The organism is Acidovorax sp. HDW3 (genome assembly GCF_011303755.1).
Taxonomy (GTDB): Bacteria; Pseudomonadota; Gammaproteobacteria; order Burkholderiales; family Burkholderiaceae_C; genus Paenacidovorax.
Genome location: NZ_CP049885.1, coordinates 1583641 through 1605367 on the forward strand (window position 1 = coordinate 1583641; position 21727 = coordinate 1605367).

28 protein-coding genes and 1 pseudogene are annotated in these 21727 nt (G+C 59.3%); 17 read left to right on the forward strand and 12 right to left on the reverse strand.

The genetic code is table 11. The annotated features are described in order from the left end of the window. Positions 1 to 7 precede the first annotated feature (7 nt). From G7045_RS07130 to G7045_RS07200, 16 genes are all read left to right on the forward strand, one after another. Positions 8 to 1342, forward strand: coding sequence for a DUF262 domain-containing protein (locus G7045_RS07130; RefSeq protein ID WP_166158998.1), 1335 nt, complete (start codon positions 8 to 10; stop codon positions 1340 to 1342). Positions 1343 to 1452: 110 nt separating this feature from the next. Further along, a complete protein-coding gene (locus G7045_RS07135; RefSeq protein ID WP_240919308.1) occupies positions 1453 to 1620 on the forward strand; it encodes a DUF1010 domain-containing protein in 168 nt (55 codons plus the stop codon). Between the two features lie 30 nt (positions 1621 to 1650). Next, entirely contained in the window at positions 1651 to 1926 is a 276-nt protein-coding gene (locus G7045_RS07140; protein ID WP_166158999.1) for a DUF1010 domain-containing protein, read from the forward strand. Between the two features lie 30 nt (positions 1927 to 1956). After that, positions 1957 to 2517, forward strand: a complete 561-nt coding sequence (locus G7045_RS07145) for a hypothetical protein (RefSeq protein ID WP_166159000.1) — start codon at positions 1957 to 1959, stop codon at positions 2515 to 2517. Next, positions 2514 to 2612: a DUF1010 domain-containing protein gene (locus G7045_RS14905; RefSeq protein ID WP_370521581.1), complete on the forward strand. Its 99-nt coding sequence runs from the start codon at positions 2514 to 2516 to the stop codon at positions 2610 to 2612. Before G7045_RS07145 ends, G7045_RS14905 begins: the two co-directional genes overlap by 4 nt. Before the next feature lie 11 nt (positions 2613 to 2623). Further along, entirely contained in the window at positions 2624 to 3304 is a 681-nt protein-coding gene (locus tag G7045_RS07150) for a hypothetical protein (protein ID WP_166159001.1), read from the forward strand. 77 nt (positions 3305 to 3381) lie between these two features. Next, on the forward strand, positions 3382 to 3951 hold the full coding sequence (locus G7045_RS07155; RefSeq protein ID WP_166159002.1) for a hypothetical protein: 570 nt from the start codon (positions 3382 to 3384) through the stop codon (positions 3949 to 3951). A 5-nt stretch (positions 3952 to 3956) separates the two neighbouring features. Continuing rightward, the gene (locus tag G7045_RS07160) at positions 3957 to 4355 is read left to right on the forward strand and encodes a hypothetical protein (RefSeq protein WP_166159003.1); all 399 of its coding nucleotides are present in this window, start codon (positions 3957 to 3959) and stop codon (positions 4353 to 4355) included. 89 nt (positions 4356 to 4444) lie between these two features. Continuing rightward, positions 4445 to 4693 (forward strand): DUF1010 domain-containing protein, encoded by a 249-nt coding sequence (locus G7045_RS07165; protein ID WP_166159004.1) that lies wholly within the window; start codon positions 4445 to 4447, stop codon positions 4691 to 4693. Positions 4694 to 4710: 17 nt separating this feature from the next. After that, positions 4711 to 5061 carry a hypothetical protein gene (locus G7045_RS07170; RefSeq protein ID WP_166159005.1) on the forward strand — a complete coding sequence of 117 codons (351 nt, stop codon included), beginning with the start codon at positions 4711 to 4713 and terminating at the stop codon, positions 5059 to 5061. Between the two features lie 105 nt (positions 5062 to 5166). Further along, positions 5167 to 5370 carry a DUF1010 domain-containing protein gene (locus G7045_RS07175; RefSeq protein WP_240919309.1) on the forward strand — a complete coding sequence of 68 codons (204 nt, stop codon included), beginning with the start codon at positions 5167 to 5169 and terminating at the stop codon, positions 5368 to 5370. Positions 5371 to 5414: 44 nt separating this feature from the next. After that, positions 5415 to 5690, forward strand: coding sequence for a DUF1010 domain-containing protein (locus G7045_RS07180; RefSeq protein WP_166159007.1), 276 nt, complete (start codon positions 5415 to 5417; stop codon positions 5688 to 5690). A gap of 44 nt (positions 5691 to 5734) precedes the next feature. After that, complete coding sequence (locus G7045_RS07185) at positions 5735 to 6010, forward strand: DUF1010 domain-containing protein (RefSeq protein WP_166158999.1); 276 nt, start codon at positions 5735 to 5737, stop codon at positions 6008 to 6010. Between the two features lie 79 nt (positions 6011 to 6089). Then, positions 6090 to 6329: a DUF1010 domain-containing protein gene (locus G7045_RS07190; RefSeq protein ID WP_240919310.1), complete on the forward strand. Its 240-nt coding sequence runs from the start codon at positions 6090 to 6092 to the stop codon at positions 6327 to 6329. A 44-nt stretch (positions 6330 to 6373) separates the two neighbouring features. Beyond that, the gene (locus G7045_RS07195) at positions 6374 to 6649 is read left to right on the forward strand and encodes a DUF1010 domain-containing protein (RefSeq protein ID WP_166159009.1); all 276 of its coding nucleotides are present in this window, start codon (positions 6374 to 6376) and stop codon (positions 6647 to 6649) included. Positions 6650 to 6692: 43 nt separating this feature from the next. Then, the gene (locus tag G7045_RS07200) at positions 6693 to 6980 is read left to right on the forward strand and encodes a DUF1010 domain-containing protein (protein WP_166159010.1); all 288 of its coding nucleotides are present in this window, start codon (positions 6693 to 6695) and stop codon (positions 6978 to 6980) included. Positions 6981 to 7158: 178 nt separating this feature from the next. Here the strand turns inward: G7045_RS07200 and G7045_RS07205 are convergent, their stop codons facing one another. Further along, positions 7159 to 8256, reverse strand: coding sequence for an IS5 family transposase (locus G7045_RS07205; protein WP_166159011.1), 1098 nt, complete (start codon positions 8254 to 8256; stop codon positions 7159 to 7161). A 175-nt stretch (positions 8257 to 8431) separates the two neighbouring features. Between G7045_RS07205 and G7045_RS07210 the strand changes: the two are divergent. Next, positions 8432 to 9409 (forward strand): annotated as a pseudogene (locus G7045_RS07210) (IS481 family transposase); the annotation flags it as partial. 57 nt (positions 9410 to 9466) lie between these two features. Here G7045_RS07210 and typA read toward each other — a convergent pair. The 11 genes from typA to G7045_RS07265 all read right to left on the reverse strand — a co-directional run bounded on the left by typA (position 9467) and on the right by G7045_RS07265 (position 21726). Then, positions 9467 to 11293 carry a translational GTPase TypA gene (gene typA / locus G7045_RS07215; protein ID WP_166159012.1) on the reverse strand — a complete coding sequence of 609 codons (1827 nt, stop codon included), beginning with the start codon at positions 11291 to 11293 and terminating at the stop codon, positions 9467 to 9469. Continuing rightward, positions 11290 to 12303, reverse strand: a complete 1014-nt coding sequence (gene truB / locus G7045_RS07220; protein ID WP_166159013.1) for a tRNA pseudouridine(55) synthase TruB — start codon at positions 12301 to 12303, stop codon at positions 11290 to 11292. Before truB ends, typA begins: the two co-directional genes overlap by 4 nt. Next, complete coding sequence (rbfA, locus tag G7045_RS07225) at positions 12300 to 12677, reverse strand: 30S ribosome-binding factor RbfA (protein WP_166159014.1); 378 nt, start codon at positions 12675 to 12677, stop codon at positions 12300 to 12302. Before rbfA ends, truB begins: the two co-directional genes overlap by 4 nt. Positions 12678 to 12680: 3 nt before the next feature. Next, the gene (gene infB / locus G7045_RS07230) at positions 12681 to 15512 is read right to left on the reverse strand and encodes a translation initiation factor IF-2 (RefSeq protein WP_166159015.1); all 2832 of its coding nucleotides are present in this window, start codon (positions 15510 to 15512) and stop codon (positions 12681 to 12683) included. A 24-nt stretch (positions 15513 to 15536) separates the two neighbouring features. Next, a complete protein-coding gene (gene nusA / locus G7045_RS07235) occupies positions 15537 to 17021 on the reverse strand; it encodes a transcription termination factor NusA (RefSeq protein ID WP_166159016.1) in 1485 nt (494 codons plus the stop codon). Between the two features lie 93 nt (positions 17022 to 17114). Beyond that, on the reverse strand, positions 17115 to 17702 hold the full coding sequence (gene rimP / locus G7045_RS07240) for a ribosome maturation factor RimP (protein ID WP_166159017.1): 588 nt from the start codon (positions 17700 to 17702) through the stop codon (positions 17115 to 17117). A 170-nt stretch (positions 17703 to 17872) separates the two neighbouring features. Further along, positions 17873 to 18265: a thioredoxin family protein gene (locus G7045_RS07245; protein WP_166159018.1), complete on the reverse strand. Its 393-nt coding sequence runs from the start codon at positions 18263 to 18265 to the stop codon at positions 17873 to 17875. Between the two features lie 20 nt (positions 18266 to 18285). Beyond that, on the reverse strand, positions 18286 to 19893 hold the full coding sequence (locus G7045_RS07250) for a dipeptide ABC transporter ATP-binding protein (RefSeq protein ID WP_240919176.1): 1608 nt from the start codon (positions 19891 to 19893) through the stop codon (positions 18286 to 18288). Beyond that, entirely contained in the window at positions 19886 to 20917 is a 1032-nt protein-coding gene (locus tag G7045_RS07255) for an ABC transporter permease (protein ID WP_166159020.1), read from the reverse strand. The genes G7045_RS07250 and G7045_RS07255 overlap by 8 nt, the downstream gene beginning before the upstream one ends. A gap of 10 nt (positions 20918 to 20927) precedes the next feature. Beyond that, positions 20928 to 21344 carry a DUF86 domain-containing protein gene (locus G7045_RS07260; protein WP_166159021.1) on the reverse strand — a complete coding sequence of 139 codons (417 nt, stop codon included), beginning with the start codon at positions 21342 to 21344 and terminating at the stop codon, positions 20928 to 20930. Beyond that, positions 21334 to 21726, reverse strand: a complete 393-nt coding sequence (locus G7045_RS07265; protein WP_240919311.1) for a nucleotidyltransferase domain-containing protein — start codon at positions 21724 to 21726, stop codon at positions 21334 to 21336. Before G7045_RS07265 ends, G7045_RS07260 begins: the two co-directional genes overlap by 11 nt. Position 21727: the final 1 nt, after the last annotated feature.

Here is a 21727-nt window from a genome sequence, read left to right on the forward strand (position 1 = left end):
AGAGAACATGATCGAAGACGGACAATACAACGACGAGCAAAATGTCGAGGAGCAATTCGAAGGATCAGATGAAGGCGAAATGCCAGTAGAAGGCAACATCAACAAGATCAGCTTGGAAAAAAATGATCGCAGCCTCGCAGAACTAAATAGATGGCACAAATTAGGAAAAATCATCATTGATCCCGAATGGCAACGGAATTATGTATGGGACAAAGCAAGAGCTGCAAGACTCATTGAATCGTTTCTCATTGAGTTGCCCGTTCCGGTTATATATTTAGGGCAAAACAGCGAAGAGAAGTACGAAGTAATCGATGGACTTCAGCGAATGACATCGACCTTTAAGTTTTTCAACAACGAGTTCCCTCTGGAAGGGCTTGAGATCAGGCCTGATCTGAACGGAAAATACTTCAAAGACCTTGATTCAAAAATACAAGGCAAGCTTGAAGATACAACATTGCGAACTTTTGAGCTCGCAAACACAACACCCAAAGACCTCATGTTCATTATCTTTGAGCGCCTTAACACAGGAGGGAAGGCGCTCAACGATATGGAAATAAGAAACTGCATGTTCAGAGGCCAGCTCAATGACCTGATAAAAGAACTTGCCACAAACACAGAATTTGTGTCGGCAATCAATCAAAAGAACCTCGACAAACGCATGCAAGATCGAGCATTAGTGCTGCGGTTTCTTGCATTTTATAACTCAACATATCTAAAAGCAAAGAAGGGGCTTAAGCCATTCCTAAATGAGTTCTTTGAAACCTACAGAAACCCACCAGCCACAAAGATTTCGGAGTTCAGAGGTGCCTTCCAAAAGTCAATGCGCGCGTGTTACACAATCTTCGGAGACAAAGCGTTCCGACTTCAAAGAACATCTGAGAGAGACGCAGGCCAATGGGCTCCAAAGATAAATGCATCCGTTTTTCAGGTGCTCTCAGTGAGTTTCACTGATTATGATATTGGGCAACTCACGAGGGCATCGGATGCCATCTTTGAAGAATATTGCGACATTATTGCAAATGACCCCAAATGGGTTCAAGCGGTTTCAAATAGAACCAGCCATTACTCGAACGTTGAGTACGCGTTTGAAACGTGGCGAGCACGACTAAAAGAAGCCATCAAGGCAGCAGAGCCGAACGATACAGTGCGCTGCTTTTCCAGGTCGCTAAAGGAAAAACTTTTCACCGAAGAAAATACCTGCTCCATCTGCAACAACAAGATTTCATCAGTTAATGATGCAGCACTCGATCACAATGTTCATTATTGGCGCGGTGGAAAAACAGTGCCAGAAAATGCTCGGCTTGCGCATAGGCAATGCAATTGGGAACGGGGCAAGTCCTAACTGTCGATTCAACGCGGACGCCAACATGGGCCATGCCTTCGGCATTTTTATGGCCCCTCTCAAGCCTTTCTGGTTTGGGTCTTATGCGCTCCACAGGGCTTCGCCTTTTGATGCGGTGTAGGTTCAGGCATTTTTCTTTCCACGCTACGCCGCCTCCGTGGCATAGCGCTATTTCGTGGGTCGCGCCCGCCTTCAAATCGGAACGCTTCCTTTTGGCCTTCGGGTCTAACCATTCGTCGCAGCCGACCGCTACGCGGCGGCTGAACTCAGGGCGTTAGTCCCGCATAGAAAACCGCTTTACTCAGGCTATGCTTTTTCAAACGGCATTTAGTTTCTCAGGCGTTATTCGTTGCCTTGCTGGCCGTTTCTCCGGGCTTCGCCTGCATTCGCTGCGCCAGTTTTCAGCCTTTTTGGCCGCTGGCCCTTGCGTAGCAAGCGCAAGCAGCTATCATTTTGCAAGCGTTGCGCCGCCTCGTTGGCGCTTTGCTTTTCCGCAGTTTGCGCCCGTCGTCAAGCTGGGGTTACCCGTTTTGGCTTCCGGGTCTAACTTTTCATCGCAGCCGACCGCCTACGGCGTCGGCTGAATTCAGGGCGTTAGTCCTGTGGAACGAATTATGAAAATTACCGCAGAAGAAGCTACGCTTTATGCGGCATTGATTGCGGCGGCCATGTCTTTGATCACCCTTGTGTTCACGCTTAGGGCAAGCAGATCTACAGACTTAAGGGCTGCACGGCGTGCCACACTTTCAACATCCTTCTCTGAGCTTGGAGCCCTGCTTTACGAATTGGTTGCATTAAGCGTCAAGATGAAGCAAATGAAGAACGGCGACAAATTTGACGAGGTCCGAAAAAAAGCAGAGACCACCTCCGAGAAAATCGATGAGCTAAGACGAAAAACAAGATATCCCCTGTGGGGCCTTGATGGTGGGCTTCGTACTATCCGTTGGGTTCCCGTTTACATCGCGCACATGAAAAACGAACGCGATGGCGAGCGTGCACGAAAAATCATTGAACTAAGCACAAAGCTCAGAGAAACGATTGACTTAGCCATCTGTCATGCCTACTTCACCGGTAAGCCACCCACACAATTTCAGAAGCTAGCCGTATGGTGGCACGCCCGATGCTTGAGAAAATATTTCGATGGCGGAAAACCTGATTCAGTCGTGCAAACATGAATCAGCTTGCCGTTGGGTGCGCCCTTTTGGTCTTTGGGTCTAACATTTCGGTCAAGCCGATCCGCCTTCGGCGGCCGGCTTACCTCGTTCGTTAGGGAAATTTTTAATGCAGACAAAAGTTCCACCTGCAAATATTACTAAGCCAGAAACTTTTATTCTTGAGTCTCTAGAGCGAGAAGACGAGAAAGAAGCACGTTTGGACGGAAAAATACTCTATGACGTACTGAAGCTTCATGGAAAAAATCCAATTTATTATTACTTCCGAACTCAACGAGAACTTGTAGAGTTTGCAAAAATATTTAGAGAATCCGGTTATCGATATCTTCATCTCTCATGCCATGGAGGTGAAGATATTGTGCAATACACATTCGGAAATTCAAATTATAAAGACTTCGCTCAGATTTTTGAAAAAAAACTTCATAATCGTCGCCTATTTGTTTCTGGTTGCAATCTTGGTAATATGCAATTCGCTCAAGAAATTTTTTCAAAAAATGGGGGGATGTATTCCATTACAGCACCAACCAAAAAAGTATATTTTCACCAATCAGTTTCATTTTGGTCAGCTTTTTACTACATGATGTATGCTTGGGATGACTCAATGATGAAGAAGAAAAGACTTAATCAAGTTCTAACCCAGCTTACAACAATTTTTGAAATGCCTCTTGCACATTATTTTAGGAATACTGGTCAAGGCGCTGTTGTTCACGAACAAATATTCTCAGCAAAGCGTGAAAATCTTGATGCTTTGAAAACAAAAGCAGCCGCATTACCAGGGGAAGAAATTTAAGCCTAACCTAGCGCTCAAGCCGACCCGCATACTGCGGGCGGCTTACCTTTATCGTTAGATATCACAGGGAGTCACCTTTGCAGATCACTACTACTCTCAACCTCGACGCCGCAGAGAGAGCCGAGATATGCGCGATCCTCGGCTGCACCGACCCGGATCTAAACACCCGACTCAACTCGGTGCTTGGCGCATCCATAAGTGAGTATCTGTCCATGTTCCGCGGCCAGAAGGTTCTAAAACGTGGCAGTGACATACTTGAATACCGTTTACTGCTCCTCGTTGAAACAGCATTCAACGGTGTGATTCCAGATGAGAGAACAGTCAGCAGTCTCTTCCAGACAACATTGACAGAAAGTCGCTCGCTCATTCGAGCCGTAATCTCCAAGTATCAGTACCAACTAAAGCCACATGTTGAACGGACTTTGAGCGCAGCACTGACTGCCGCAAATCGACAGAACAACGCCCAAGACTACACAGTTGTGATCAATAGCCAGAACGTAATAGACGAACTGAACAAGGCGCTCGCTGACATTGACGGAAGCCTGTCGCCTGTCGCGAAGAAGAAGGGGAGTGTTTCCACCTACGAAATATCGCCATCTTCGTACAATCGACTTTGCGCGAAGTTTGGTGTTCAACCAAGACCGTGATTCCAATGAGTGATTTACTTTCCGCATCAAGCCTTTTGATGGCGATAGCCGCAATTCTCTTTAGTCTTTGGTATGCGGAAATTGCCAAGGCACTGGAAACATCCCCCAAGACGCATAAAGAAGACAACGTCGCCGCAAAGAAGGCGGTGACGTCCGTGCTTGTCAGCAAAGCTCTGCCCGTTGCACTAATGGCACTGACGGTTTCTCTTATCTTCATTCCAGATGCCTTCAAGCTTGCGAAGGAATCAACTCTCGCCTTTAAGCAGAGCGGCGTGGCGGCGCTTGGGAACTATGATGCCGTTCGAACGGCATACTGCTTCGTAACAGTACTGTCCGCCGTGTTGGCGAGCTACATGTGGGTGCTTGTCGCGCAACTGTGGTCTCTACGCAAGCAGCTCAGCTAGTGGTGTCTAACCCGTCACTCAAGCGGACGGCCTACGGCCGCCGCTTAGTTCTACGTTAGCCTGCCTTTTATTCCTACCCATTTCAGCCCATGAATATTCAAGCGCCATTTACCCTCGCAAGCGTTCATCCGCTGGGTGTTTGGCGTTTGCTCGGGCTTCGCCTGCGTGGGGTGTGCCAGTTTCAAGCCTTTTTGGCCTCTAGCCCTTGTGCAGAAAGCGCAGGCAGCTCTGGTTTTCGTAGTCCGTGGCCTGTGCGGTCACTTTCGTTTTTGCGCTTTGGGTCTAACCCGGCGCTCAAGCCGACCCGCATTCTGCGGTCGGCTTACCTCGCCCGTTAGCGCTCATGGAGAGCACAATGGAACTTGCAGGAAAATCAGATCAGGACATTCTGTCCATCGCCAACCCCATCATGGACAACCTGATGGACGCCTCAACAGCTATCGACTATGAGAGGCATATCCGGGATTTCACTGATCGCCTGAAGGGCGTTCTCCCCAAGGAACGCCTGGAGTGGATTTGCCAGGACTACCAGAGCACAAAGGGTTTCTTTGCGGAGCGCGAGTTTGTCGCTGCCTTCCGGCGCCCCGAGTCTGTCGCTGTCGTCTGGAAGCAACGCTTCACTCAGCAGCCTGGAGACTTCGTGGCCGAGATGGTTCTTGTCCAACAAGATGGCAAATATCTTGTTGACCACGTGATGGTCTTCTAGTGAGCGCTAACAATTCATTCAAGCCGAAGCCGCTTCGCGGCTCGGCTTAATTCAGGCGTTAGGCCCATCAACCGATTCATGCGCGCAGCCACTTATTCCAGCGCTATGCCCTGTTCAAAAGGTTTTCAAGCCTTTTTGGGCTCCAGCGCTTGTGCGGCAAGCGCTACCAGCTATCATTCTTGCAGCGCTGCGCCGCTCTCGTGGCCCAGCGCTTTTTCGTGGGCTGCGCCCTGGTCCAAGTCCGGGCGCTCCCTTTTGGCCTTCGGGTCTAACCATTCGTCGCAGCCGACCGCCTACGGCGGCGGCTGAACTCAGGGCGTTAGTCCCGCGTAGAAACCCGCTTTATTTAAGCCATGCTTTTTCAAACGGCATTCAGTTTCTCCGGCGTTATTCAGCGCCTGGCTGGCCGTTTCTCCGGGCTTCGCCTGCATTCGCTGCGCCAGTTTTCAGCATTTTTGGCCGTTGGCCCTCACGTAGCAAGCGCAAATAGCTATCATTTTGCGAGCGTTGCGCCGCCTCAGTGGCGCTTTGCTTTTTCGCAGTTCGCGCCCGTCGTCAAGTTGGGGTTTCCCGTTTTGGCCTCCGGGTCTAACTTTTCATCGCAGCCGACCGCCTTCGGCGTCGGCTGAATTCAGGGCGTTAGTCCCGCATAGAAAACCGCTTTACTCAGGCTATGCTTTTTCAAACGGCATTTAGTTTCTCAGGCGTTATTCGTTGCCTTGCTGGCCGTTTCTCCGGGCTTCGCCTGCATTCGCTGCGCCAGTTTTCAGCCTTTTTGGCCGCTGGCCCTTGCGTAGCAAGCGCAAGCAGCTATCATTTTGCAAGCGTTGCGCCGCCTCGTTGGCGCTTTGCTTTTCCGCAGTTTGCGCCCGTCGTCAAGCTGGGGTTACCCGTTTTGGCTTCCGGGTCTAACTTTTCATCGCAGCCGACCGCCTACGGCGTCGGCTGAATTCAGGGCGTTAGTCCCGCGTAGAAACCGCTTTATTTGGCCCATGCTTATTTCAACGGCATTCAGTTTCTCAGGCGTTATGCAGCGCCTTGCTGGCCGTTTCTCCGGGCTTCGCCTGCGGGCAGTTTGCTTGTTTCAAGCTTTTTTGGCCGCTGGCCCTTGCGTAGCAAGCGCTGCCAGCTATCATTTTGCAAGCGTTGCGCCGCCTCGGTTGCGTAGTGTTTTCTCACAGTTTGTGCCCGTCACCAAGCTGGGGTTTCCCGTTTTGGCCATCGGGTCTAACTGTTCATCGCAGCCGACCGGCTACGCCGTCGGCTGAATTCAGGGCGTTAGTCCCGCTGAAAACCCACAATATTGAAGCCCATGCTTTTTCAAACGGCATTCAGTTTCTCAGGCGTTAGTCAGCGCCTTGCTTGCCGTTTCTCCGGGCTGCGCCTGCGTTCGCTGCGCCAGTTTTCAGTCTTTTTGACCACCAGCGCTTGTCCAGCAAGCGCTACCAGCTATCATTTTGCAAGCGTTGCGCCGCTTCCGTGGCGCAACGCTTTTTCGCAGTTCACGCCCGTCGTCAAGTTAGGGTTTCCCGTTTTGGCGTCTGGGTCTAACATTTCGTCGCAGCCGACCGCCTACGGCGGCGTCTGAACTCAAGGCGTTAGTCCCACTGAAAATCCACTTTATTTAGGCCATGCTTTTTCAAACGGCATTTAGTTTCTCAAGCGTTATTCAGCGCCTTGCTTGCCGTTTGTCCGGGCTGCACCTGCGGGCGTTGCGCCGGTTTCAAGCCTTTTTGGCCGCTGGCGCTTTCCCAGCAAGCGCTACAAGCTATCATTTTGCAAGCGTTGCGCCGCCTCAGTGGCGCAGCGCTTTTTCGCAGTTCGCGCCCGTCGTCAAGCTGGGGCTTCCCGTTTTGGCGTCTGGGTCTAACATTTCGTCGCAGCCGACCGCTACGCGGCGGCTGAACTCAGGGCGTTAGTCCCGCATAGAAACCGCAATATTGAAGGCCATGCTTTTTGAAACGGCATTTAGTTTCTCAGGGAACCTCTAAAAACCGCCAGTTTTCACCCCGAGCCAATCGCAGCGAGGCCACCCTCTCGAATTTGCCCATTTCTTAGGCAATTCAAGCCATTTTGAGCCATTTCCCGCCCCATTTTTCACCCATTGGCCCCTTGCAGACGCACCTGGCTCTTTGATGGCTTGACCTTGAAGAACACATCCACTCCATCTTCCAGGAACCGCGCCAGGCGCTTGAGGTTGTAGCAGGTGGCCATCATGGTCATGGCCACCGTGGCGCGGGCCTGTCCGATGGTGCGGATGATCTTGCCGCCCATGTGGCGCATCTGGGCAAAGGGGTGTTCTACCCGCGCACGGGTCTTGGCGATGCGCTTGTTACGGCCCTTCTGGCAGTCACTCAGGGGTTGGTTGGGCTTGGCCTTGCGCTGGATGTGTTCGCGATAGCCCAGCACTTTGAGCATTTCACTGCGCCGAGCGCCGGGGTAACCCCGGTCGGCATAGACGTCAAGGCTGGTGTTGCCCTCATCGATCACTTCGTCAAAGTGCCTGCTGTCGTGCTCGCTGGCGGTGCCGATGGTCATCTTGCGGATGAACTTGTGTTTGACATCCACGCAGATGCTCAGCTTGTAGCCGTGGTAGCTCTTGCCGTGTTTCTTGGTATGGGTCGCATCCAGGTCTTTCTGTCTGCGCTTGGCTGCGCTCCAGTCTTCGGGGATGTCGCCTTGGTCGAGCTGCTCTTTGTCCTTCTTGGTCAAGTGCTGGATGGGGGCGCTCACCAAGGTGGCATCGATGATCTGCCCGCAGCGCGCCAGATAGCCGTGGCGCAGCAGTTGGTTGTCCATGGCTTGGAACAGCGCCGTCACGCCATCAACGCCCAGGCGCTGTTGGTAGTGCCAGATGGTGTTACGGTCAGGAATGGTGGCGCTGTCCTGCAGCAGGCAAAAACGCCGGTAGCTCATGCGGTCGAGAAGCTGGTACTCGGTCTGCTCGTCGCTGAGCTTGTACAGATGCTTCAAGACTAGGATGCGTACCATCACCTCGGTGGGATACGGTGGACGCCCGCCCCGGCTGGCGTCACCGCGAGGCAGCAGGGTGTCGATGGTCTGTGTGAGCTGGGCAAAGTCAATGTGCCGGGCGATGAGCTGCAGCGGGTCGCCCAGCGATTCGATTTTGCGCTTGTGGGCTGCGTCGGCAAACAGGTCGGGCTTGAGGGCGCTGCGGGCGGGAGGTGGGCTCATGTGGGGATTTTCTGGTTTTTTGTGCAGGCGCTCAGGGAACGACGGGGGTTTTTAGAGGTTCCCAGGCTATGTGTCCCATCTCGTGTGATCATATACCCCACAGGAGTTGGGCATTCTTCCAAGCAAGAGAGGTAATGCGCAACGTGGTGGAATCCTTCAAACAGGAGCAATCGACATGAGCCAAGTGCACGCGCAAGCACGAACCACACCGCGTACGAGAGCCGAGATTAAAGCTTCGTCAGCATCGATTGCAGAACTGGCCGATCGCTACAACATCAACCGTGCGACAGCACGCAAATGGAAGCACCGAGACAGCCCGGATGATCTCTCGCACCGTCCGCACACGCTGCATACCACGCTCTCGCCCGTGCAAGAGGCCATCGCTGTGGAGCTGCGCCGCCTGCTGTTTCTGCCCCTGGATGACCTGCTGGCGGTGGTGCGAGAGTTTGTGAACCCGCAGGTCTCCCGTGCAGGTCTGGATCGTTGCTTGCGCCGCCACGGTGTCTCCAGTTTGCGTGAACTTCAGGCCCAGGCCCAGGCCGACGCAGGCACTGCTGACAAGCCCGTCAAGACCTTCAAGGACTATGAACCAGGCTTTGTGCATGTGGACATCAAATACCTGCCGCAGATGCCCGACGAGCGCCAGCGGCGCTATCTGTTCGTGGCCATAGACCGGGCAACGCGCTGGGTGTTCATGCACATCTATGCCGACCAGAGCGAGGACTCCAGCGTGGACTTCCTGGAGCGTCTGGAGCGTGCAGCGCCCATGAAGATCGTCAAACTACTCACCGACAACGGCAGTCAGTTCACGGATCGGTTCACGAACAAAAAACGCGAACCCAGCGGGCGGCACAAGTTCGATATGCGCTGCAAGGCGTTGGGCATTGAGCACCGGCTGTGTCCGCCGCGTCACCCACAGACCAACGGCATGGTGGAGCGCTTCAACGGGCGTATCAGCGAAATCGTCAGGCAAACGCGCTTTGCATCGGCAGCGCAGCTGGAGGCAACGTTGATGAACTACCTCCAGACCTACAACCACCACATTCCACAGCGCGCACTCAAGCATGTCTCACCCGTTCAGGCGTTGAAGGATTGGTATGCAAAAAAGCCGGAATTGTTCAAGAAGCGTGTTTACAAACAGGCGGGACTTGACAATCAACCACACCAGAAATATAAAAAAACCCGGCATAGCCGGGTTTTTCATTCAGCATCAGCCTTCGCGGCTGGCGCGCTTGCGCTCGTGCTCCTTGAGGTGGCGCTTGCGCACGCGAATGCTCTTGGGGGTGATTTCCACCAGCTCATCGTCCTCGATGAACTCCACGCCGTATTCCAGCGTCAGGTCGATCGGCGGCGTGATCTTGATGGCGTCTTCCTTGCCCGAGACACGGAAGTTGGTCAGCTGCTTGGTGCGCGTGGCGTTGACGATCAGGTCGTTGTCGCGGTTGTGGATGCCAACGATCATGCCCTCGTACACCGGGTCACCAGCACGCACGAACATGCGGCCACGGTCGTCGAGCTTGCCCAGCGCGTAGGTGAAAATTTCACCGTCGTCCATGGAGATCAGCACGCCGTTCTTGCGTCCGCCAATTTCGCCCTTGTGCGGCTCGTAGCTGTCGAAGATGTTGGAGATCAGGCCGGAACCACGCGTGAGGTTCAGGAACTCGTTGGTAAAGCCGATCAGGCCGCGCGCCGGGATGCGGTATTCCAGGCGCACGCGGCCACGGCCATCGGGTTCCATGTTCACCAGCTCGCCCTTGCGCTCGCCCAGGGCCTGCATCACGCCGCCCTGGTGGCCTTCTTCGATATCGGCCGTCACCAGTTCGATGGGCTCGCAGCGCTCGCCGTCGATGTCCTTGAACACCACGCGCGGCTTGGACACCGCCAGCTCGTAGCCCTCGCGGCGCATTTCTTCCAGCAGGATGGTCAGGTGCAGTTCGCCCCGGCCAGAGACTTCAAAAATACCGTCTTCATCAGTCTCCTTGACGCGCAGCGCCACGTTGGAGCGCAGCTCTTTTTGCAGGCGGTCCCAAATCTGACGGCTGGTGACGAACTTACCCTCGCGCCCGGCCAGCGGGCTGGTGTTGACGCAGAAGTTCATGGTCAGCGTCGGCTCGTCGATCTTGAGCATGGGCAGGGGCTGGGGGTTAGCGACGTCTGTAATCGTCTCGCCAATGCCCACGTTCTCGATGCCGTTGATGAGCACGATCTCGCTCGGGCCGGCTTCCGTCACCTGCACGCGGTCCAGACCCTGAAACTGGTGGATCTGGTTGATGCGGCCCTTGTAGCTGTTGCCATCGGGGCCGGCCATGACCAGCACGTCCTGGCCCGCGCGCAGCGTGCCCTGGGTGATGCGGCCCACGCCGATTCGGCCCACAAAGGTGGAGTAGTCGAGCGCCGACACCTGCATCTGCACCGGCGCGTTGGCGTCGCCCTTGACCGAGGGCACATGGCTCAAGATGGTGTTGAACAGCGCCGACATGTCCGGGCCCCACTGCTCGCCCGCAGCGCCCTGCTCCAGCGCGCTCCAGCCGTTGATGCCCGAGGCGTAGACCACGGGGAAGTCGAGCTGCTCGTCGGTCGCGCCGAGCTTGTCGAACAGGTCGAACGCAGCGTTCACCACCTTGTCGGGGTTGGCGCCGGGCTTATCGACCTTGTTCACGACGACGATGGGCTTCAAGCCCAGCGCCAACGCCTTCTTGGTGACGAAGCGCGTCTGCGGCATGGGGCCTTCCTGCGCGTCGATCAGCAGCACCACGCCGTCCACCATGGACAGGGCGCGTTCGACCTCGCCGCCAAAGTCCGCGTGGCCGGGCGTGTCGAGGATGTTGATGTGCGTATCGTTCCAGCTCACGGCGCAGTTCTTGGCCAGGATGGTGATGCCGCGCTCACGTTCGATGGCGTTGTTGTCCATGACCGTGTCCACGACTTTTTCGTGCGCGGCGAAGGTGCCCGACTGGCGCAGCAGCTGGTCCACCATGGTGGTTTTGCCATGGTCCACGTGGGCGATGATGGCGATGTTGCGGATTTGTTTGCTCATAGCGGTGTTTTCCAAAATGCCGCGTTGTCCACAGGGGCTTGGGTGCGCGGCGCACTTTCCAGAATTTGTTGAATTTCCAGTGGCGAGAGCAGCCGGTCGGCAATCAGCTCGCCCTGGGTGACATGGCCCACGCCCAGCAGGGCACGGGGCCGGTCGCCGTACACGGCGACAGCGCTCGCATCGGCCCAAGCGCCCCGGCGGCGCACGCCCGAGAGAAAGCGCCCGGCATCTTGCTCACCGAGCGTGACCGGCGCGTGTCCTTGCAGCAAGGCATCGACCGGCTGCAGGCAGGCCAGGCGCTGCGCCTCGTCCATGGCTTCGAGCGCGGCGAGCGTCACGCAGCCATCGAGGCCCAGGCCGCCGGTTTCGATGCGGCGCAAAAACACCAGGTGCGCACCACAGCCGAGCGCAGCACCCATGTCTTCGCCCAGGGTGCGGATGTAGGTACCTTTGCTGCATTGAACTATCATTTTGATAGCTGGTTGCGCTTGCTCTGTATGGGTTAGAGCCAGATTTAATGCATGAATCGTGACGTCGCGCGCCGGGCGTTCGACCTCCACCCCAGCGCGCGCGTACTCGTACAGCGCCTTGCCGTCTTTCTTCAAGGCGCTGTGCATGGGCGGCACCTGGCGGATGGCGCCGGTGAACTGCGCCTGTACGGCGGCCAGGCGCTCGGGGGTGAGCTGCGCGGCATCGACGGGGCGCTCTTGCAGCACCTCGCCTTCGGCGTCGCCGGTAGTGGTGGTCACGCCCAGCAGGGCGATGGCCTCGTAGGTCTTGGGCGCATCGAGCTGCAGGGCGCTGAATTTGGTCGCCGCGCCAAAGCACAGCGGCAGCACGCCGCTGGCCAGCGGGTCGAGCGTGCCGGTGTGGCCGGCTTTTTCGGCGCGCAGCAGCCACTTGGCCTTTTGCAAGGCGTCGTTGCTCGATAGGCCCAGGGGTTTATCCAGCAGCAGCACTCCGTGCACCGGGCGCCGCTGCACCCGGATGCGGGGAGCGCGTGCGGTCATGCGGCGTCGTCGTCCTTGGAGCGCGAGGCGACGGCACGGGCAATCAGCGCGTTCATGTCGGAGGCGCGTTCGCTCGTGCGGTCGTAGATGAAGTGCAGCGTCGGCACAGTGTGGATGTGCAGGCGCTTGAACAAGCCGTTGCGCAAGAAGCCCGCCCCTTGGTTCAGGGCCTCTTGCGTCGCCAGGCCATCGCCGACGAGCACGCTGAAAAACACCTTGGCGTGCGCGTAGTCGGGCGTGACCTCCACGCCCTGCAGCGTCACCATGCCAATGCGTGGGTCTTTGAGCTCGCGCAGCAGCTCGGCCAGATCGCGCTGGATCTGGTCGGCCACTTTGAAGCTGCGGTTGGGGGCGGCGGGTTTCTTGGCGGCCATGGCTTACAGCGTCCGGGCAATTTCCTTGATCTCAAAGAGTTCGAGCTGGTCGCCTTCCTTGATATCGGTGTAGTTGCGCAGCTTGATACCGCACTCGAAGCCTTCCTTGACTTCCTTGACGTCGTCCTTGAGGCGGCGCACGGACTCGACTTCGCCGGTGTAGATGACGATGTTGTCGCGCAGCAGGCGGAACTTGCAGTTGCGCGTGACCTGGCCCGAGGTGATGTAGGAACCGGCAATGGTGCCGATCTTGGTCGCCACGAACACGTTGCGGATTTCGGCCGTACCCAGAGCCTCTTCGCGCTGCTCGGGCGCCAACATGCCGGACATGGCGGCCTTCAACTCATCCACAGCGTCATAAATGATGTTGTAGTAGTTGAGCTGCACGTCGTTGGCCTCGGCGTGTTTGCGCGCGTTGGCGTCGGCACGTACGTTGAAGCCAATGATGAGTGCCTTGGAGGCAATCGCCAGGTTCACGTCGCTCTCGCTGATACCGCCCACGCCGGCGTACACCAGCTGCACGCGCACCTCGTCAGTGGAGAGCTTGAGCAGCGACGCCGCCAGTGCTTCTTGCGAGCCCTGCACGTCGGCCTTGATGATGATGGGCAGGTTCTGCACTTCGCCCGCCTGCATTTCGGCAAAGACGTTTTCCATCTTCGCGGCCTGCTGCTTGGCCAGCTTGGTGTTGCGGAACTTGCCGGCGCGGTAGGTGGCGATTTCGCGGGCACGGCGCTCGTCGGAGAGCACCATGAACTCGTCGCCCGCCTGCGGCACTTCGGACAGGCCCTGAATTTCGACCGGGATCGAGGGGCCGGCACTCTTGGCCACCTTGCCGTTCTCATCGACCATGGCGCGCACGCGGCCAAAGGTCTGGCCCGCGAGCACGATGTCGCCCACCTTGAGCGTACCCGTCTGCACCAGCACCGTGGCCACAGGGCCACGGCCCTTGTCGAGCTGGGCCTCGATCACCAGGCCCTTGGCCATGGCATCGACCGGCGCCTTCAACTCCAGCACCTCGGCCTGCAGCAGCACCTGTTCGAGCAGATCATCGATACCCATGCCGGTCTTCGAGGACACGGCAACGAACGGCGAATCACCGCCGTACTCTTCCGGCACCACTTGCTCGGCCACCAGCTCTTGCTTGACGCGATCGGGGTTGGCTTCGTGTTTGTCGGCCTTGGTGATGGCGACCACGATGGGTACGCCCGCTGCCTTGGCGTGCTTGATGGCTTCCTTGGTCTGGGGCATGACGCCGTCGTCAGCCGCACACACCAGGATGACGATGTCGGTGGCCTTGGCACCGCGCGCACGCATGGCCGTGAAGGCTTCGTGGCCCGGGGTGTCGAGGAAGGTGACCATGCCGCGCGGCGTATCGACGTGGTAGGCACCAATGTGCTGCGTGATGCCGCCGGCTTCGCCCGGCGCCACCTTGGAGCGGCGGATGTAATCCAGCAACGATGTCTTGCCGTGATCGACGTGGCCCATGACGGTGACCACGGGTGCGCGCGCCAGCGCCTCGGCCTGCTGGCTCGAAACCTCTTCGGCGGTGAACGCCTCCGGGTCGTCGAGCGCAGCGACGATGGCCTTGTGCCCCATTTCTTCGACCAAAATCATGGCCGTGTCTTGATCGAGCGGCTGGTTGATGGTGACCATCTGGCCCATCTTCATCAGCGCCTTGATGACCTCGGTGGCCTTGATGGCCATCTTGTGCGCCAGCTCGGCCACGGTGATGGTCTCGGGCACGTGCACCTCCAGCACGCGCGCCTCCACCGGCGCCTGCTGGTGCTGGCGCTGGTCGTCACGGTCATTGCCGCGTCGGCCCTTGGGGCCACCGCGCCAGTTGCTGCGGCCAACGCCACCGCTGGAGTCGCCACGGGTCTTGATTTCTTTCTTTTTCGCGCCGTCGTTGGCCCAGCTGGACGACAGCTTGGCCGACTTGACTTCCTTGTTCGCACCCGCGCCAGCACCAGCTGCAGCCGGTGCACCCGCGCGCGCGCCTGCAGCGCCCGGCGTGGTCGCCGGCTTGTGCAGCGTGCCCTTCTTGGCGTCAGCGGCTGCGGCCGGCTTGGGTTCTTCGGGCTTTTTGGCGACCAGCACCTTCTTGGGTGCAGCCATCATGGCGCGGATGGCCTCGGCCTCGGCCAAGGCCTTGCGACGGCGCTCGTCCAAATCTTTGGCGCGGGCAGCCTCCTCGGCAGCGCGGGCCTTGGATTCGGCCTCGGCCTTGGCGCGGGCTTCTTCCTGTGCGGCAGCGCGTGCAACCGCCTCGGCCACAGCCTGGTCCTTGGCTTCTTTGCGTTCGGCGCTTTCCTGGGCTTTTTTCTCGGCCTGCTGGGCCAAGTAGGCCTGGGCACGCTCTTCGGCCTCGCGTTCGCGCTGCTCGCGCGCCTGGCGTTCGCTGCGCTCGACGGCCAGGTCTTCTTCCTGACGGCGAATCAGCTCCGCTTGGCGGCGCGCTTCTTCCTCACGGCGTGCCAGCTCCTGGTCTTCGGGCGAAGGGGCTGCGGCGGCCTCAGGGGCCTCGCCCGCCTCGACTTCATCGCGCTTGACGAAGGTGCGCTTTTTACGCACTTCCACCTGAATGGTGCGCGCCTTGCCGGTGGCGTCGGCCTGCTTGATTTCGGTGGTGGATTTCTTCACCAGCGTAATCTTTTTGCCGGCGGCAGCCGTGCCATGGCTGGCCTGCAGGTAAGCGAGCAGCTTTTGTTTGTCGGGCTCGCTCAGCGCATCGGCGGACGAGGTTTTCTGCACCCCGGCTGCTTGCAGTTGCTCGAGCAGGGTTTCAGGCGATTTTTTGAGTTCTGCGGCGAACTCGGCGACAGTATTCATCGACATATTTGGTACGTACCTCCCTGACCCTTACTCTTGTCCCGTGAACCAGTGCGCGCGAGCCTTCATGATCAAGGCTTTTGCATCGTCGGCGGACTGGCCGGTCAGTTCGGTCAATTCGTCAATGGCCAGATCGGCCAGATCGTCACGTGTGTGCACGCCGCCTGCAGACAATTGAGCCAGCAGTTCGGGCGTCAAGCCTTCGAGGTCACGCAGATCCTCAGAGGCACTGCCCACGCTTTCTTCGCGGGCAATTTCCATGGTCAACAACGCTGCCTTGGCGCGGGCGCGCAGCTCGTTGACCGTATCTTCGTCAAAGCTCTCGATGTCGAGCATTTCCTGCAGCGGCACGTAGGCCACTTCTTCGAGGCTGCCAAAGCCTTCTTGGATCAGGATGTCGGCAATTTCCTCGTCCACGTCGAGCTTTTCCATGAACAGCTGGCGCGTAACGCTGGTTTCCTCGGCCTGCTTTTGCGCGCTTTCTGCCGCATCCATGATGTTGATTTTCCAGCCCGTCAGATCCGACGCCAGGCGCACGTTCTGGCCGCCACGGCCAATCGCAATCGCCAGGTTTTCTTCATCGACCACCACGTCCATGGCGTGCTTTTCTTCATCGACGACGATGGACTGCACGTTGGCCGGCGCCAGCGCGCCGATCACGAACTGCGCCGGGTCTTCGCTCCAGAGCACGATATCGACGCGCTCGCCCGCCAGCTCGTTGGTGACGGCGTTGACACGCGTACCACGCACGCCCACGCAGGTGCCGATGGGATCGACACGCTTGTCGTGGCTGAGCACGGCGATCTTGGCGCGGCTACCTGCATCACGGGCACAGGTTTTTATCTCCAGCAGGCCCTGCTCGATCTCGGGCACTTCGTTGCGAAACAGCTCGATCATGAACTCGGGCGCCGAGCGCGAGAGGATGATAGGCGCGCCGCGCAGCGTCAGGTCCACATCCATGATCATGGCGCGCACGCGGTCGCCGCTGCGCAGGTTTTCTTTCGGAATCATCTCGCTGCGGCGCAGGCGGCCTTCCACGCGACCGGACTCGACGATGATGTCGCCCTTGTCCATGCGCTTGACGGTGCCGGTAAAAATCTTCTCACCCCGGCTCATGAAGTCGTTGAGCAGCATCTCGCGCTCGGCGTCGCGGATTTTCTGCAGGATGACCTGCTTGGCAGCCATGGCGCCGATGCGGCCAATGGGCAGGGATTCGATCATTTCCTCGATGTACTGCCCGACCTCGATGCCCTCGGCGCGGTCTTGCGCATCCATCAGCAGCTCTTCGGCGTCGGGATTTTGCAGACCGGCATCGTCGGGCACGACCAGCCAGCGACGGAAAGTTTCGTAGTTGCCGCTATCGCGGTCGATAGCGACGCGAATGTCCACCTCACCCTCGTACAGCTTCTTGGTGGCCTGTGCCAGTGCCAATTCAACTGCGCCGAACACCACATCGCGCTCGACGTTTTTCTCGCGCGAGATGGCATCGACCAGCATCAACAGTTCGCGATTCATGCAACGACTCTCCTGTTTTTCCTATGCATCCGGGCGGCGGCCCGATTGAGCCCGCCCCCCACTTTTTTCCAACCCTTGACCCGCCGCCGCGCCTCAGTCCTGCGCCGGCGCCTTGGCCGCACGTCCCTTGAAGCTCACAATGGGGGCCAGGCGTGCTTCGCGCAGCTCATCGAAGGTAAAGCCCAGCGCCTGCAGCGGTGCGGGCACCCGTTTTTTGCTCACACGCTGGCCGGGTTTGACCGGTGGCTCATCGCTCCAGACGATTTGCCAGCCACCGCCCTGCACCCGTTCGAGCTGCCCCCGAAATTTTTTCCGGTTCGCATTCACCTGCCCCTGCGCCGCAGCGCCAATGGGGGCCTTGAGGGTGATGTCGATGACTTCACCTGCGAAACGCTCAAAGTCGGCATCGCTGCGCAGCAGGCGATCAATACCGGGAGAGGAAACCTCCAGGCGCGCGTACTCGACGTTCTCGACCTCTAGCGCAAACTGCAGCTGGCGCGTGATTTTTTCGCAATCTTCGACCGTTACGAACTGCTCGGGCAGGGGCTGCGTACCCTCGGGCGCCGGCTGCCAGGGCCAGTCGATGGTGATGCGCAACAAGCCCCCGGCGGAGCGATCGATCTCCACCAGGTCGTAACCCAAGCCGGTCACGGTTTGTTCGACGATTTGCTGCAATGCCACGGGGCTCCAATTCCATCAGAGAAATACAAAAAACCCGACAACCACCACGCCTGCGGCGCGGCAGCTTCGAGCTCCACAATCCGTTGGACCAAAAAAAACGGGCGGTGGTAACCCGCCCGTTTGGTCGTGAAGCGGCGATTGTACCCGGTAACGCATTGATCTGCAAAGGCTCAGCCCTGCACGGTGCGCAGGCGCAAGAACAGCTCCTGGGCCTGCGCCGAACATGGCGCGAGCCCCGCCCCGCCCTGCTGCAAGCTCGACAACAGCCGTTCGAGCACCCCGATTTGCGGCAGCAACGGGCCCAGAAAACGCGCCTGGTGGCCATCGGCAATCAGCAGCGTGGGGAAGGTTTCCACATCCAGGTCGCCCAGCAGCGCCTCCTCGTCTTCCACATCGAGCCACACCCAGCGCAGCTGCGGTTGGGCGGCGGCCAGGGCATCGAAAGCATGGCGGTACTCGCCGCACACGCGGCACCAGGCGGCGCACAGGCACCAGACGGCCCAATCAGCGACGGCGGGCGCAGCGGCGGCAGCAGCAGTATCGGTTGCAGCGGGGTGGTTCATGGCAAGGCAAGCAAAGGCCGTCATGGTAGCGCCGCCGCTACCAGCTGCCGGGTGTAGGCGTGCTGCGGCGCATCGAGCACTTGGTGCACGCTGCCGTGTTCGAGCACGGCGCCGTCCTTCATCACCAGCACCTCGTGCGCCATGGCGCGCACCACGGCCACATCGTGCGTGATGAGCAAATAGGCCAGGCCGCGCTCTTTTTGCAGGCGCTGCAGCAGCGCCAGCACCTGCTGCTGGATGGTGACATCGAGCGCACTCGTGGGTTCGTCGAGCACCAACAGGCGCGGCTGCACGATGAGCGCGCGCGCAACGGCCAGGCGCTGGCGCTGGCCGCCGGAAAACTCGTGCGGATAGCGTGCCAGCAGGCCGGGGAACTGCACCTCATCGAGCCCCACCTCGGCCAAGGCTTGCAGCACGCGCACGCGCCGCTGCGCGGCATCGAGCGCGGGCTCGTGCACCTGCAGGCCCTCGCCCACGATTTCTTCCACCGTCAGGCGCGGTGAGAGCGAGGAAAACGGGTCCTGGAACACCACCTGCACCTGGCGGCGCAGGCGCTGGTTGGGCGCGCTGTTGTGGATGGCGGGCAGCTCCCAGCCTTGGCCCGCCAGCTGCAGTGCCCCCGTGCTCGGCAGCAGCCCGAGCACGGCCTGCGCCAGAGTGGATTTGCCCGAGCCCGATTCGCCCACCACGCCCAGGGTGCGCCCAGGCAGCAGGCGCAGGCTGGCACCCTGCACGGCCACGAACACGCCTTTTTGGAACCAGCCGCGCACGCCCGGCAGCGCCGTGGGGTAGGTCACGCGCAAGTGGTCGGTCTGCAGCACGGGCGGGGTATCGGCGCCCAGCGGCGCTTCAACCACGTCGCGCCGGGGCTGGCTGGCGATCAAACGCTGGGTATAGGGGTGCGCTGGCGCGGCAAAAATCTGCGCCACGCTGCCCTGCTCGACCAGATGGCCTTGCTCCATCACGGCGACGCGGTCGGCAAAGCGGCGCACCAGGTGCAGGTCGTGCGTAATCAAGAGCACGGCCATGCCGTTGCGCCGCTGCAAGTCGGCCAGCAGATCGAGGATTTGCCCGCGCAGGGCCACGTCCAGCGCCGTCGTGGGCTCATCGGCCAGCAGCAGCGTCGGCTCGCAGGCCAGGGCCATGGCGATCATGGCGCGCTGGCGCTGCCCGCCCGAGAGCTGGTGCGGGTAGCTGCGCGCGCGGCGTGCGGGCTCGGGGATGCCGGTGTTTGCTAGCAATTCAATAGCTGCTTGCGCGCTCTGGGCGGGCGTTAGCGCCTTTTTTAGCTCCAAAACCTCGGCAATCTGGCGGCCTATGGTCATGAGGGGGTTGAGCGCCGTCATCGGCTCCTGGAACACCATGGCAATCTCGCTGCCGCGCACGGCGCGCATCTCGCGCTCAGAAAGTTGTAGCAGGTCGCGCTGGCCCAGCAAGGCTTGGCCGGAGATTTGCGCCCCATCCACCAGTCGCAGCAGGCTGAGCGCGCTGATGCTCTTGCCCGAGCCCGATTCGCCCACCAGGGCGAGTTTTTCACCCGGGGCGATGTCCAGGTCGATGCCGTGCACCACCTCTTTGGCGCCAAAGCGCACGCGCAGGCCGCGCACTTGCAGGAGTTTTTCAGCCATGGTTTTTTCGAGGGTCGAGCGCATCGCGCAGCGCGTCGCCCATAAAAGTCAGCAGCAGCAGGGTGAGTACCAGCACAGCGAACGTGGAAAGCGATATCCACCAGGCGTCGATGTTGTTCTTGCCCTGGCTCAGCAATTCGCCCAGCGACGGCGTTCCCGGCGGCACGCCCAGGCCGAGGAAGTCGAGCGAGGTCAGCGCCAAAATCGCTGCGCTCATGCGAAACGGCAGGAAGGTGACCACCGGCGTCAGGCTGTTGGGCAGGATGTGGCGCAGCATGATCTGCCGGTTGGGCAGGCCCAGGGCGCGCGCGGCTTTGACGTAGTCGAGCTGGCGGTTGCGCAAAAACTCGGCACGCACGTAGTCCGACAGCCCCATCCAGCCAAACAGACTCAGCAGCACCAGCAGCAACCCGACGCTGGGCGCGAGCACGGCGCTGAAGATGATGAGCAGGTACAGCTCGGGCATGGAGCCCCAGATTTCGATGAAGCGCTGAAAGGCCAGATCCACCTTGCCGCCAAAAAACCCCTGGATGGCGCCCGTAAGCACCCCCAGCAGCACGCCCGTCACCGTCAGCGCCAGGCCAAAGAGCACGCTGACGCGAAAGCCGTAGAGCAGCTGCGCCAGCAGGTCGCGCCCCCGGTCGTCGGTGCCCAGCCAGTTGGCAGCCGAAGGCGGTGCCGGGTTGGGCTGCTGGGCAAAGTAGTTGATGGTGCTCGCGCCGTAGGGGTTGAGGGTGTAGAGCGCCCAGTTGCCGCCGCTGGTGATCTGCTGGCGGATAAAGGGATCGAGGTAGTCGGTGGGCGTGTCAAAGTCGCCGCCAAAGGTTTTTTCCGGGTAGTCCTGGGCGATGGGAAAGTAGGTCTGGCCCTGGTAGCGCACCAGCAGGGGGCGGTCGTTGCTGACCAGCTCGGCGCACAAGCTCAGCAGCACCAGGGCGGCAAACAGCAGCAGGCTCCAGTAACCCAGGCGGTTGCGCTGAAAGCGCTGCCAGGCGCGGCGGGTGGGGGAGAGGTGTCTTTCCATGGGCCAGCGCCTAACCACGGTCGTGCTGCAGCAGGCTCATGCTGTACTGCAAAAACTCATCGAGGTGCTTTTCGATGATGGTGACGGTGATCGGCAGCTGCAGGCTCTGGTAGTCATGCACCGCGATGTTGCGAAACCCCACCATGCGCTGCAAGCCCTCGGCCAATTGCGGCGCAATCCGACCAGCGCGGGCCAGCAGGGCGAACACGTCACGGGCACTTTGCGGCACACCCAAGCGGTCGCGCCGAATCAGGTGCTGCCCCATATCGAGCGCCGCCTCACAGGCGCGCTGGATATTCAAGATGGCGGCATCCTGGCGGCTGAAGTTGGTAGCAAAAGTGGCCGGGTCGCTGAAATACTCCTCGCGTGCACGCCCAACGCAACGCTCTATCGTGGCCGCCTTGTTGATCAGCACATCATCTGCCATACACCGTCCCTGTTTCTCGAATATCGGCCAACAAGCCCGCGCGCGCGGCGTCCAGGGCTGTTTTCTCACTCAGGATGGTGCTCTCGTACAAGCTGGCCTGCGCATCGCGCGCCCACCAACGCACCCCCTGGGTGATGACTTGGTACTGCATCACCGTCGATGCTGCGCGCAAATCAAGCAAATCGACGGTGCAGCCCGCCCTATCGGCCAGTTCACCCGCAAGCTGCCACAGCAGCAGCGCATCGGCGTAACCGGCCACCAACACGGCCATGTCCAAATCACTGCCCTGCCCCGCCGTACCCTGCACGCGGCTACCAAAACCATACACCGCCAGCAGCCCCGGCACGCGCGCTTGCAGTGTGGCCACCAGGCGCTCAACCAAT